The organism is Streptomyces sp. 4N124 (assembly GCF_052245395.1).
Taxonomy (GTDB): domain Bacteria; phylum Actinomycetota; class Actinomycetes; order Streptomycetales; family Streptomycetaceae; genus Streptomyces.
Genome location: NZ_JBQQBS010000026.1, coordinates 66,685 through 78,943 on the forward strand (window position 1 = coordinate 66,685; position 12,259 = coordinate 78,943).

The 12,259-nt window shown below is 71.2% G+C and carries 12 protein-coding genes; 6 read left to right on the top strand and 6 right to left on the bottom strand.

What is annotated here, in order from left to right; genetic code table 11:
* Nucleotides 1-2 precede the first annotated feature (2 nt).
* From ACTWQO_RS25360 to ACTWQO_RS25370, 3 genes are read left to right on the top strand one after another with little or no spacing between them, the layout of a single operon-like run.
* On the top strand, nucleotides 3-1,151 hold the full coding sequence (locus tag ACTWQO_RS25360; protein WP_443239655.1) for a lipid-transfer protein: 1,149 nt from the start codon (nucleotides 3-5) through the stop codon (nucleotides 1,149-1,151).
* Between the two features lie 4 nt (nucleotides 1,152-1,155).
* Nucleotides 1,156-1,572: a Zn-ribbon domain-containing OB-fold protein gene (locus tag ACTWQO_RS25365; RefSeq protein WP_443239656.1), complete on the top strand. Its 417-nt coding sequence runs from the start codon at nucleotides 1,156-1,158 to the stop codon at nucleotides 1,570-1,572.
* The gene (locus tag ACTWQO_RS25370; protein WP_443239657.1) at nucleotides 1,569-2,342 is read left to right on the top strand and encodes an enoyl-CoA hydratase/isomerase family protein; all 774 of its coding nucleotides are present in this window, start codon (nucleotides 1,569-1,571) and stop codon (nucleotides 2,340-2,342) included. Before ACTWQO_RS25365 ends, ACTWQO_RS25370 begins: the two co-directional genes overlap by 4 nt.
* Nucleotides 2,343-2,531: 189 nt before the next feature.
* Here ACTWQO_RS25370 and ACTWQO_RS25375 read toward each other — a convergent pair whose 3' ends face one another.
* Nucleotides 2,532-4,892: an outer membrane protein assembly factor BamB family protein gene (locus ACTWQO_RS25375; protein ID WP_443239658.1), complete on the bottom strand. Its 2,361-nt coding sequence runs from the start codon at nucleotides 4,890-4,892 to the stop codon at nucleotides 2,532-2,534.
* A 245-nt stretch (nucleotides 4,893-5,137) separates the two neighbouring features.
* On the bottom strand, nucleotides 5,138-5,881 hold the full coding sequence (locus ACTWQO_RS25380; protein ID WP_443239659.1) for a VOC family protein: 744 nt from the start codon (nucleotides 5,879-5,881) through the stop codon (nucleotides 5,138-5,140).
* Nucleotides 5,882-6,015: 134 nt separating this feature from the next.
* Here ACTWQO_RS25380 and ACTWQO_RS25385 point away from each other — a divergent pair, with 134 nt between their 5' ends.
* A complete protein-coding gene (locus tag ACTWQO_RS25385) occupies nucleotides 6,016-6,651 on the top strand; it encodes a TetR family transcriptional regulator (RefSeq protein WP_443239711.1) in 636 nt (211 codons plus the stop codon).
* Between the two features lie 91 nt (nucleotides 6,652-6,742).
* On the opposite strand, the gene ACTWQO_RS25390 is transcribed toward ACTWQO_RS25385, so the two are convergent.
* Nucleotides 6,743-7,195 (bottom strand): Lrp/AsnC family transcriptional regulator, encoded by a 453-nt coding sequence (locus tag ACTWQO_RS25390; RefSeq protein ID WP_443239660.1) that lies wholly within the window; start codon nucleotides 7,193-7,195, stop codon nucleotides 6,743-6,745.
* Nucleotides 7,196-7,277: 82 nt separating this feature from the next.
* Here ACTWQO_RS25390 and ACTWQO_RS25395 point away from each other — a divergent pair, with 82 nt between their 5' ends.
* A complete protein-coding gene (locus ACTWQO_RS25395) occupies nucleotides 7,278-7,898 on the top strand; it encodes a LysE family translocator (RefSeq protein ID WP_443239661.1) in 621 nt (206 codons plus the stop codon).
* 18 nt (nucleotides 7,899-7,916) lie between these two features.
* On the opposite strand, the gene ACTWQO_RS25400 is transcribed toward ACTWQO_RS25395, so the two are convergent.
* Entirely contained in the window at nucleotides 7,917-8,399 is a 483-nt protein-coding gene (locus ACTWQO_RS25400; protein ID WP_443239662.1) for a nitroreductase/quinone reductase family protein, read from the bottom strand.
* Entirely contained in the window at nucleotides 8,399-9,691 is a 1,293-nt protein-coding gene (locus ACTWQO_RS25405) for an acyl-CoA dehydrogenase family protein (RefSeq protein WP_443239663.1), read from the bottom strand. The genes ACTWQO_RS25400 and ACTWQO_RS25405 overlap by 1 nt, the downstream gene beginning before the upstream one ends.
* A 76-nt stretch (nucleotides 9,692-9,767) precedes the next feature.
* Between ACTWQO_RS25405 and ACTWQO_RS25410 the strand changes: the two genes are divergently transcribed.
* The gene (locus ACTWQO_RS25410) at nucleotides 9,768-10,940 is read left to right on the top strand and encodes a thiolase C-terminal domain-containing protein (protein ID WP_443239664.1); all 1,173 of its coding nucleotides are present in this window, start codon (nucleotides 9,768-9,770) and stop codon (nucleotides 10,938-10,940) included.
* 4 nt (nucleotides 10,941-10,944) lie between these two features.
* Here the strand turns inward: ACTWQO_RS25410 and ACTWQO_RS25415 are convergent, their stop codons facing one another.
* Nucleotides 10,945-12,153, bottom strand: a complete 1,209-nt coding sequence (locus ACTWQO_RS25415; RefSeq protein ID WP_443239665.1) for an esterase-like activity of phytase family protein — start codon at nucleotides 12,151-12,153, stop codon at nucleotides 10,945-10,947.
* Between the last annotated feature and the right edge of the window lie 106 nt (nucleotides 12,154-12,259).

Sequence of the window (12,259 nt, forward strand, 5' to 3'; positions counted from 1 at the left end):
ACATGGCCGGACTCAAGGACGCCACCGCCATCGTCGGCATCGGACAGACCCCCTTCGCCAAGCACCTCCCCGACGACGAGCGGACCCTTGCCTGCCGTGCCGTTCTCGCCGCTCTCGACGACGCAGGTATCGCGCCCGGCGAGGTCGACGCGCTCGCCTCGTACACGATGGAGGAGACGGACGAGGTGGAGCTGGCGAAGGCCGTCGGCCTCGGCGACCTCACCTTCTTCAGCAAGGTCGGCTACGGCGGCGGCGGTTCCTGTGCCACCGTCGCCCATCTCGCCGCCGCCATCGCGACCGGGCAGGCGACCGTGGGCGTGGCCTGGCGGTCACGCAAGCGCGGGTCCGGCCCCCGCCCCTGGACCAACACCGCCGTACAACTCCCCACCCCCGCCCAGTGGACCCGCCCCTTCGGCCTCCTGCGGCCCGCCGACGAGATAGCCATGCTCACCCGCCGCTATATGCACGAGTACGGCGCGACCCGCGACCACCTCTTCAACGTCGCCCTCGCCTGCCGCAACCGGGCCAACCAGAACCCCGCCGCGATCATGTACGACCGCCCCCTCACCCGCGAGATGTACATGACGTCCCGCTGGATCAGCGAACCCCTCTGCCTCTTCGACAACTGCCTTGAAACGGACGGGGCGTTGGCCTGCGTGATCGTCAGCAGGGAGCGGGCCCGCGACTGCCGCCACACCCCCGCCTACATCCACTCCGCCGCCCAGGGCCTGCCCGCCCAGCACCACGGCATGGTCAACTACTGGAACGAAGACCCGCTCACCGGCCCCGCCTGGACCGCCGCCCGACACCTGTGGAAACACGCCGACTTCACGCCCCAGGACATCGACGTCGCCCAGATCTACGACGCGTTCACGCCCCTCATCCCGCTCTCCCTGGAGGGCTACGGCTTCTGCGGGCGCGGCGAGGGCGGGGCGTTCACGGAGGGCGGCGCCCTGGAGATCGGCGGACGGCTGCCGCTGAACACCGGGGGCGGCGGGCTCTCCGAGGCATACGTCCACGGCTTCAACCTCATCAACGAGGGCGTGAAGCAGTTGCGCGGGACGAGTACCGCCCAGGTGCCGGGGGCCGCCACCTGCCTGGTCACGGCGGGCGAAGGGGTTCCGACGTCCGCATTGCTGCTGAGGAGTTGAGACCATGCTGGCCCCCGTCACCGACACCGACGGCTCCCCCTTCTGGCAGTACGCCGCCCAGGGGGAACTGCGCATCCAGGCCTGCGCCGACTGCGGCGAACTCCGCTTCCCGCCCCGCCCCTGCTGCCCTCACTGCCAGTCCTTCGCGAGCGAGTGGCGGCAGGTCAGCGGGCACGGCCGCATCTGGTCGTACGTCGTCCCCCACCCGCCCCTGCTGCCCGACTACGCGGCGCAGGCGCCGTACAACGTCATCGTCGTCGAACTCGCCGACGCCCCCCGGATACGCCTCGTGGGGAACCTGGTCACGGAGGCCGGGGCGCCGCTCGACTCCCTCTCCCCCGACCGCGTTCGCATCGGCGCCAGGGTGCAGGTCGTGTTCACCGACACCGGCCTTCCGCAGTGGATCCTGGAGCGTCCATGACCCTCGATCTCACGACCGACAAGGACACCGGCGTCGCGGTCGTCACCCTCAACCGCCCGGACCGTCTCAACGCGATCGACCTGACGACGACGGCCCAACTGCACGACGCCTGGCGCGAATTGCGGTTCGACGACTCCGTACGGGCCGTCGTCCTCACCGGGGCCGGGGAGCGGGCGTTCTGCACGGGGATCGACCGGGACTCCGTCGTGCCGCAGCCGAACTCGCCGTACATGACGGACGATCCACTGCTCCGCATCGGGCCGAAGGCGAACGACCTGTGGAAACCGGTGATCGCCGCCGTGCGGGGCATGGCCTGCGGCGGCGCCTTCTACCTCCTCGGCGAGTCCGACTTCCTCATCGCCGACCCGACCGCCACCTTCTTCGACCCGCACACCACCTACGGGATGGTCAGCGCCTACGAGTCGGTGCTGATGGCGCAACGGATGCCGTACGGCGAGGCCGCGCGGATGGCACTGATGGGGACGGCGGAACGAATCTCGGCCCAGCGCGCCTACGACATCGGCCTCGTCTCCGAACTCACGGAGCCCGGCGGTGCGTTGGCGGCAGCGACCGAGTGCGCGACGGTGATCGCCGGGTATCCGACGGAGGCGGTACAGGGGACCGTACGGGCGCTGTGGGCGGCACGGGAGGGAGCCGTGGCCCAGGGGTTCGCGCAGGCGCCGCATCTCGTCGCGCTCGGCAATCTGCCGGGTGACCGGCAGGCGGAGCTGTTCGCCGGGCGGCGGGGCGGGACCTTCCGGCTGCGCTGAGCCGACGCCACATGGCGGTGCCCGCCGACCGGGCGTAGCGTCTGCCATGACGGCCGCCGTCCAAAACGCCCCTTCCGTGCGCCAGGAACGACGGCCGTCCCAGAAAATCAGGCCTGTGCGACAGCGCCCCGACAGGGGCGCGGGGAACTGCGCGACAAGCCCCCACCGGCCCGCAGACACACACCGGCCTCACGCGGTCCGAGCCGTCCCCGTCCCCTTCTCCGCGTCCAACGCGTACACGCACCGATCCTTACTGCACGCGTACACAACGCCATCCCGCACCACCGGCGACCCAGTGATCTCCCCACCCGTCGCCAGCTTCCACCTCAACCGCCCGTCATCGGCCTTGAGCGTGTACAGCAGGTGATCCGTGGACCCGAAGTGGATACGCCCCTCCGCCACGGACGGCGAACCGACGATGTCTCCGCCCGCCTGGAACCGCCACTTCGGCGTACCGGTGACCGCGTCAAGGGTGTAGAGCCCCTTGCCGCTCCCCACATGGACATGCCCCGCGGCCACCAGCACCGGCTCGATGGACGCGCGGGACTCCGTCGCGATGCGCCAGCGGTCGCGGCCGTCCGTGGCGTCGAGGGCGTACACCGTGCCGAGGTAGTCGGCGAGGTAGACCCCGCCGCCGGTGACGGCCGGGCCGGGGACGAAGGTCGGCGGGCAGAGGAAGACCGCCGGGGCCTCGAAGTGCCAGCGGACATGGCCGGAGGTCACGTCGACGGCGAGGACGCGCGTCCCGGCACAGACGTACACGAATCCGTCGTGGGCCTGCGCCACCCGTACCGGAACGCCGCCGCAGGAGGCCGCGTCGCCGATCGGGTACGACCAGCGCTCGTCGCCGGTGCGGGCGTCCAGGGCACGCAGCCGGGCGTCCTGCCAGACGAACACCGTGCCGTCGTACAGGGCGGGCCCGGCCTCAGGGGACTCGAAGTCGGTCTGGGCGCCGGTGATCTCCCACAGCTTCTGCCCGTTCGAGGCCTCCCACGCCTGGACGCCGCCGCCACGTGTCCCGGTGATGACGGTTCCGCGGTCGGCCTTGAGCGAGTACACCCAGGCGTCGGTGGACAGGCGCCACAGGTCCGCGCCCTCCCGGGCGTCGAGGGCGTACAGGGTGGGCCCGTCGGAGGCGTGGATACGGCCGTCCGCGACCGCCATCGACCAGGCGACGTCTCTCGTCTTGAAGCGGCGGCGGCCGGTGGCCACGTCGAGGGCGTGTACCTCGAAGGAGGTGACGTAGACGAGGTCGTCGGAGACGGAGGGGGTGCCCCAGACGTCGTTCGACATACGGAAGCGCCAGGGGCGCCAGCCGGCCGCGGTCTCCGGGAGTGCGGGCGGTGGTGCGGGTACGGCAGGGCCCACAGCAGGCTCCGTGCCGTTGACGCCGGGGCGGGGGCGGGACCAGGAGGCGACCAGGCCGGCCTCTGGAGGAGGTGCCTTCACGGCGGCGGCGCGGGCGTCGGCCACGCGCGGACCGGGCCCGATCGGCACCGCGCCGCCGGCCAGCCGCACCGGGCCGGTGTCGGGGGCGCCGACGGGGGCGGGCACGGGCGCCGGGACGACCGGGTCGTGCGGGGGCGGGGGCGGATGCGGCACGGCGGCCCGACCGCCGCTGCGGCCGGAACCCGGCGTGGACTTGCTCGGCGGGCGCCCGTTGCGGCGCGCCTCGATCAGGCTCACCGCCCGCTCGGGCAGCCACGCCGACGCCGTACCGCTGTCGTCGGAGCCGGAACCGAAGAGGTGGGGGGCCAGCTGGGCCTGGAGGTCGGCCGGGTTGGGGCGGCCGGTGGCCTCCATCTGCATACAGGACTCGATGAGGGGGCGCAGCTCCTCCGGGAGGCCCTCCAGGTCCGGGCCCTCGCGCAGCAGCATGAAGACGGTCTCGACCGGGTTGGCGCCGTGGAAGGGGGCGTGGCCGGTGGCGGCGAAGACGAGCATCGAGCCCAGCGAGAAGACGTCGCTCGCGCCGGTCACGCTCCGTGAGTCCTTGGCCTGCTCCGGCGACATGTAGGCAGGCGTCCCCACGGCGACGTTGGTCATCGTCAGACGTGTGTTGGAGACGCCGGAGGCGATACCGAAGTCGATGACCCGAGGGCCGTCCTCGACCACGAGGACGTTCGACGGCTTGAGGTCGCGGTGGACAAGACCGGCGCCGTGGATGGACTGCAGCGCCTCCGCCACACCCGCCGCGAGCCAGCGGACCGCCTGCGCCGGCATCGGCCCGCACTCGTTCACTATTTCCTCGAGCGAGGGCGCGGGCACATACGCGGTGGCCAGCCAGGGCACGGCCGCCCGCGGGTCGGCGTCGACCACGGCCGCCGTATAGAAACCGGAGACCGCCCGTGCCGCCTCGACCTCACGCGTGAAGCGGACCCGGAACAGCTGGTCCTCTGCCAGCTCCGTCCGGACCGTCTTGATCGCCACGCGCCGGCCCGAAGCCGAGCGCGCGAGATAGACCAGCCCCATGCCGCCGGCACCCAGCCGTCCCAGCACCTCGAACGGCCCGATCCGCCGCGGATCGTGCTGCGTCAGCTGATCCACCACTTGCCTGCCACCTCCCCGTACGAGCCGCGTCATTCCACATATGTACGCGACCCCGTGCAGCGTCTCACCACCGCACCGCCTTGGCGGCACGCACCCTGATTCTTCCTGTCCCGGGCACTGGTTGCGAACCCGGGGGCGGATCGGGGTGTCTTGGGACAAAAACACAGTGCCCTGGGACAAAAACACAGGTTCCGCTCCGCGCAAAGGCCCCTTTCGCATGCTGGACGGGCCATCTCAGCTGGGGATCAGCGTTGCAGCAGCGCGAAGGACGCCCCCTGATTGTCCGTGACAACGGCCACCCTGCCGTATGACGCGTCGAATGGGGGTGCCTGTACCCGTCCGCCGAGCCGCCGCACCGTTTCCAGTACGGCGTCGCAGTCGTCGGCACCGAAATGGACGAGGAGGTGGGGCGGCATCTCGGGCGGGAAGACGTCGGAGACGGGCGCGCGGCCGAAGTCGGGCTCGGCGTCCGGCCCGAACAGGGCGTCGGTGAACAGACCGCCGTAGAAGTTGTTCGCCTCCTCCGTGTCCCGTGTGTACAGCTCGGTCCAGGCGAAGGTGCCGGGCTCGTGCCGCCTGCCGAAGCCCCGGTGCGAGCCCGCCTGCCAGAGGCCGAAGACGGCGCCCTCCGGGTCGGCGACCAGCGCGGCCCTGCCCAGGTCGCCGACCGGCAGGGGCGCGGTGACGATCTGACCGCCGGCCATCTGGACCCGCACGGCCAGCGCCTCCGCGTCCGGCGTCGCGAAGTACACGGTCCACACGGTGGGCATACGGCCGTCCGCCTTGCGCGCGAGCGCGGCGACGGGGGCGCCGTCGCGAAGGGCCCGGACGGAGCCGCCGTACGCCTCCGGCTGGTCTTCGAAGGTCCACCCGAAAAGTTCCCCGTAGAACCGCTTGCCCGCCGCCACGTCGGGCAGCTGGGCCTCCACCCAGCACGCGACGCCCTCGCCGTATGCCTCTTCGCCCGCGGATGCCCTGTTTTCGGCCATGCCGTCAACGTAACGGGGTCGCCCGCACCGCGCAGACCAGGCACACCACCCGCTCCACCCCCGTGCACCCCATTTGCAGTCGGCCGAATCGCGCTCCGATCACCCCTCGGTAAGCTGACGGCATGACAGGACAAGTGCGTACCGTCGACGGCCGCGTGGCCGGCCGGCGTGGGCAGGCGACCCGACAGAAGCTGCTCGACTGCCTCAGCGAGATGCTCAGCTCCTCCCCGTACCGGGACGTCAAAGTCATCGATGTCGCCCGGAAAGCGGGCACTTCGCCCGCCACCTTCTATCAGTACTTCCCGGACGTCGAAGGCGCCGTCCTGGAGATCGCCGAGCAAATGGCCACCGAGGGCGGCCAGTTGACCGAGCTGCTCGAAGGCCGGTCATGGGTCGGCAAGGCCGGCTGGCAGACCGCGCAGGAACTCGTGGACGGTTTCCTGGAGTTCTGGCGCAAGAACGACGCGATCCTGCGCGTCGTCGACCTCGGTGCCGCCGAGGGAGACAAACGGTTCTACAAGCTCCGCATGAAGATCCTCAACTCGGTGAACAACTCCCTGGTGGACGCGGTCGCCGAACTCCAGTCCAAGGGCCGGGTCGACAAGGACGTGAACCCGGCCGCGATCGCCGGCTCACTGGTCGCGATGCTCGCGGCCGTCGCCTCGCACCAGAAGGGCTTCCAGACGTGGGGCGTCAAACAGGCTGAACTCAAGCCGAATCTGGCGCTGTTGGTGCACCTGGGCGTGACGGGGAAGAAGCCGACGAAGTAGCGCTGGCTCCTTTTCTTCTCAGTTCCTTTCTCAGGTCCCAAGTCCTGTCTGGCAGGCGGCGGCCCACTCAGGTGGACCGCCGCCTGTCGCGCTATCCAGGGAGTGGCCGGTCCTTGACGACGTGCTTCATCACCAGCGTCGACGTCAGCCGCTGCACCCCCGGCAGCGTCGCCAGCCGCTCGTCGTACAGCCGCTGGAAGGCCGCCAGGTCGGCCGTGGCGACCCGCAGCAGATAGTCGGGCTCGCCGAACAGCCGCTGCGCCTCCAGTACGTGCTCCACCTCGCTCAGCGCCCGCTCGAACTCGGCGACCGTGTCCCGGTCCTCCTGCCGCATCGACACAAAGACCAGCGCCTCGAAGGTCAGCCCCACCGCCGCCGGATCGACGACGGCCCGGTACCCCTGGATCGCCCCGGCCCGCTCCAGCTCCCGCAGCCGCCGGTGACACGGCGAGACACTCAGCCGCACCCGCCCGGCCAGCTCGGTCACGGTCAGCCGCCCGTCCTGCTGCAGCTCGGCAAGAATCTTCCGGTCCACGTCGTCCATGAGGCAGATCTTCCCTCACATTCCGCGATCATGGGCAAACTTAGGGAACACTTTCGGCTCATTCCCGCCTAATGTCACCACCATGGACTCCGGAACGCTGATTTCTTTCCTCGCCGTCGACCTGCTGCTGGTGTGCGTACCGGGCGCCGACTGGGCGTATGTGATCTCGGCGGGCCTGCGCGGCCGTTCCCCCCTGCCGGCGGTCGCGGGCCTGGTCGCCGGCTATGCCCTGCACACCGCCCTGGCGACGGCCGGCCTCGCGGTGCTGGTGGCCGGGTCGCCGGGCCTGCTGACCGCACTGACGGTGGCGGGAGCGGCGTACCTGGTGTGGCTGGGATGGGGAGTGCTGCGGAATCCGGGGGTGCCGGGGGCGGACCAGGCGGTCGAGACGCATCGCGGCCGCGTCTTTCTGCGCGGCGCCACGATCAGCGGGCTGAACCCGAAGGGGCTGCTGCTGTATCTGTCGGTGCTGCCGCAGTTCCTGGTGACGGGGACCGGGCAGCTGCCGGTGCCGGTGCAGACGGCCACGCTCGGCGTCCTGCACATGGCGTGCTGCGCGGCGGTCTATCTGACGGTGGGCCTCCTGGCACGCGCGGTCCTCGGCGCCCGCCCGGCCGCAGCCCGCGCGGTCACCCGCACGTCGGGTGCGGCGATGCTGGGAATCGGCGCGTTTCTGCTGGCGCAGCGGCTGGGGACGCTCTAGGGATCACCGCCGTACGAATCACCGCCGTACGATCCTGAACACCCGGATCTCCCGCTCCACCCGCGCCTGATACGCCGCATACGGCGGCCAGAACTGCAGCACCGCCTTCCAGGCCGCCGCCCGCTCCTCGCCCTCCAGCAGCCGGGCCCGGACCGGAATGTCCCGTCCCTTCCAGCTGACCTCGGCGTCGGGACGGGCGAGGAGGTTGTGGGTCCAGGCGGGATGGCCGGGGCGCCCGAAGTTGGAGCCGATGAGAATCCAGCTGCGCCCGTCCTCCTCCGGCATACAGGCGAGCGGCGTACGGCGGGCGAGCCCGCTCTTCGCCCCCGTCGAGGTCAGGATCACCCCCGGCAGCATCTGCGCGCTCAGCAGCACCTTGCCGCGGGTGAGCCGGTGGACGGCGCGGTCCAGCGCGGGGACGACATGCGGCGCGACCTTGGCGAAGCCCGGCGTGGACGACACCTTCTGCACGAACCGCACCCCGACATCCTTGACGCCCATCAGACGGTCACCTCCCCGCCCGCGAAGAGCCGCGCCGCGTCGGCGGCACGCGCCCGCAGCCGATGCACGGGCCCGAAGAGCAGCTCGTCACCCGCAGCCCGCTTGAAGTACAGGTGAGCCTCGTGCTCCCAGGTGAACCCGATGCCGCCGTGCATCTGTATCCCTTCGGCGGCCGCACCCCGCAAGGCCTCCAAGGCCTGCGCGAGCGCGAGCCCACCCACCCTGAGCGCCTCCGATGAAGCCGGCTGCGGTTCGGCAGCGCCCGGAAGGGGCGCGGGGAACTGCGCGACCAGCCCCAGCGGTCCCGCAGACGACGGACGGCCCGTTGCGGCAGTTCCCGCGGAGCACCACGCGGCGTAATACGCGGCCGAGCGCGCCGCCTGAATCTGCACGTACACGTCGGCCAACCCGTGCTTCACCGCCTGGAACGACCCGATCGCCCGCCCGAACTGCTCCCGCTGCCCCACGTACTCCACGGTCCGCTCCAGCGCCCGGTCGGCGGCCCCGACGGCCTCGCAGGCGAGCACGGCGGCGGTGTGGTCGCCGACGCGGGCGAGGGTCCCCAGGACGTCGCCGCCCTCGTCCCCCAGCAACTCGGCGTCGACGTCCCGCAGTTGGAGGCGGGCCTGCGGGCGGGTCGCGTCGAGGGCGGTCAGCCGGGTGCGGACGAGCCGTGCCGAGTCCCCGGGAACGAGGAACAGCAGCGTGCGCGAGCGGGCGAAGCCTCCGGCGTGGGCGGCGACGATCAGCAGCTGCGCGCTGTGCCCGTCGAGGACCTGGTCGACCTGCCCGTACAGCCGCCAGCCCCCGTCTTCCGTGCGCCGCGCCTGGACGCCCCCCGCGCGCCCCCCTCCGGCCCAGTCGCCGCCGTTGTCGCCGGTCAGCCCGAGCGCGGTGGCGAGCGCGGCGCCGGGTACGCCGAGGGCCGCGGTGAGCGAGCCCGCGGCGAGGCGGGGCAGCAGCTCGGCGCGCTGGGCGTCGGTGCCGAGGGCGAGCAGCAGGGGCGCGCTGAGGACGGTGGTCGCGAGCAGCGGTGAGGGGGCGAGGGCCCGGCCCGTCTCCTCTGCCGCGAGGGCGAGTTCGGTGACCGAGCAGCCGACACCGCCGTAGGTCTCGGGAAGGGCGAGCCCGGGCAGGCCGAGTTGGTCGGCGAGGGCGGTCCAGAGTGCGGGATCGTGGCCGGCCGGCTGATCGACGGCGGCGCGCAGCTCCTCCGGTCCGCACCGCTTGTGGAGCAGTTCGCGCAGGGTGCGGCGGATCTCGTCCTGCTCGGTGGTGAAGCTGGCGTCCATGGCTCTTCCCTCCCGATCTGACGGGCCGTCATATTAGGAGCCCACGAACGATATGCCCAGGGGCAGGAGGCCTCTCATGATTCCCGAGAGCCGGAAAGTCGCCGTGGTCGGCGTCGCCCTCTCCGACTGCGGCCGCGTGGACGACACCACCCCGTACGCCCTGCACGCCCAGGCCGCGCGCCGCGCCCTGGCCGACGCGGGCCTCGACAAGTCCGTGATCGACGGCTTCGCGTCGGCCGGCCTCGGCACCCTGGCCCCGGCGGAGGTGGCCGAATACCTGGGCCTGCGCCCCACCTGGGTCGACTCCACCTCAGTCGGTGGCTCCACCTGGGAGGTGATGGCCGCCCACGCGACCGACGCGATAGCGGCCGGGCACGCGAACGCCGTCCTGCTCGTCTACGGCTCCACCGCCCGCGCCGACATCAAGGCGGGCCGCCGGACCGGCAACCTGTCCTTCGGCGCGCGCGGTCCGCTCCAGTTCGAGGTCCCGTACGGCCATACCCTCATCGCCAAGTACGCCATGGCCGCCCGCCGCCATATGCACGAACACGGCACGACCATCGAGCAGTTGGCGGAGGTGGCGGTGCAGGCGCGGGCGAACGCCGCCCTGAACCCGGAGGCCATGTTCCGGGAGCCGATCACCGTCGACGACGTCCTCGACGGCCCGATGATCGCGGACCCCTTCACCAAGCTGCACTGCTGCATACGGTCCGACGGCGGGGCGGCGGTGCTGCTGGTGGCGGAGGAGTACGTACGGGACTGCCGTACCGCGCCGGTGTGGGTGCTCGGCACCGGGGAGCACGTCTCGCACACGACGATGTCGGAGTGGCCGGACTTCACCGTCTCCCCGGCGGCGGTGAGCGGACGGCTCGCCTTCGAGCGGGCGGGCGTACGGCCGGAGGAGATCGACTTCGCGGAGATCTACGACGCGTTCACGTACATGACGTTGGTGACGCTGGAGGATCTGGGGTTCTGCGGGAAGGGCGAGGGCGGGGCGTTCGTCGAGAAGGGCCGGCTGAAAGTCGTGGGCGGGGAATTGCCCGTGAACACGGACGGGGGTGGGCTGTCGGCTCAGCACCCGGGTATGCGGGGGCTGTTCCTGCTGGTGGAGGCGGTGCGGCAGTTGCGGGGGGAGGTGGGCGAGGCGCGGCAAGTGCGTAAGCCCGATGGGCGGTTGCCGCGCCTCGCGGTGGCGTCCGGGACGGGCGGGTGGTTCTGCTCGTCGGGGACGGTGGTGCTGGGGAGTTAGGGCGTTAGAGGAACGCGCGCCAGTCGGCGTGCAGTCGGTCGCCGAGCCTGATGGTGATGTACTCGTTGTCGTCCGCCTTGCCCGCCGTGCGGCCGGTGGAGAACGGGAAGTTGTTGTCGTTCAGGACGGCGAGGGTGCGGTCGTCGAGCAGGACGACGTCCTCGATCGTCTGGAACGGGAAGGTGAACGTCTCGCCGAAGCCGCCGAGCTTCTTCGGGTTGGCGATGTTCATCAGGTCGGCGACGAGGGTCTTGTCCATCACGCCGTCGCCGTTGCGGTCCCGCGTGTCGGCAAGGTAGATCCGCTTGAACTTGGCGGTCTCGCCTTGTCCGCCGTCCCGCTCGATGACCAGGAAGCGGTGCTTGTCGACGGCGATGGCGTCACCGATGGCGTGGGAGGCGGACTCCAGGCGGTAGGTGAAGTGCTTGCCGGTGTACGTGCCCGCCTTCAGATCGAAGTCGTTGAAGCGCAGGTCGCCGGGGGTGTCACCGGTCACCGTGCCTTCGAGCAGCGGGTGGAGGTGCCGTCCGTCGACAGAACGGGCCATGCCCTCGAAGCCCTTGCTGCTGCCGAGGTTGGGCGTGCCGCCGTTCAGGTACGGGTTCTCGGGTGCCTTCACGCCGTCGAGGGGGATCGGCGCCTCCAGCAGCTTGCCGGTGCGCGAGAAGTGCAGCAGGAAGGGGCCGAACTCGTCGCCCATCCAGTACGTCCCGTCGTACGCCCGCACGATCGACTCGACGTCGAAGTCGGCGCCGGTGAGGGTGCGGTCGGCGCGGGTGAGCGCGAACGGCACCTTGTGGTACGGGTCGGTCAGGTTGAACCCGCCGAGCACCTTGACCTTCCCGGTGCGGGTGTCCGGCTTGACGCGGTGGACGCGGAGCAGGAAGTCGGCGCTGTTGGCCTTGTTGCCGTAGCCGTTGTCCGACAGCACGTCGTAGGTGCCGTCGTGCCGGTTCACGATGCCGCTGAAGCCCTGCACCGGCTGCCCCGCGAACGGCGCCGCGATCCCGTTGAACGGGCCCGCTCCTATCGCGGCCCCGGACGGCTCGCTGCCCGGCACGAACGTCTGAGCGGGCAGCGACGCCCATCCGGTGAGCGTGGCCTGGCCGAAGTCGTCGGTCTTCGCACCGGTCTTCTCGCCGGCCAGGGCGGCGGTCGCCGTGAGGCCGACGGTCAGCGCGACGGCGCTGAGCATGATCGAGATTCTTCTCATGGCGGGCACAGTAGGGACACGTGGTGACGAACGGCCCAACGGCAGGCGACGGCCGGCCGGTGGGGGAACAGGTACCCGTCGGCGGACGTTGTGAACAGAGGAGCGT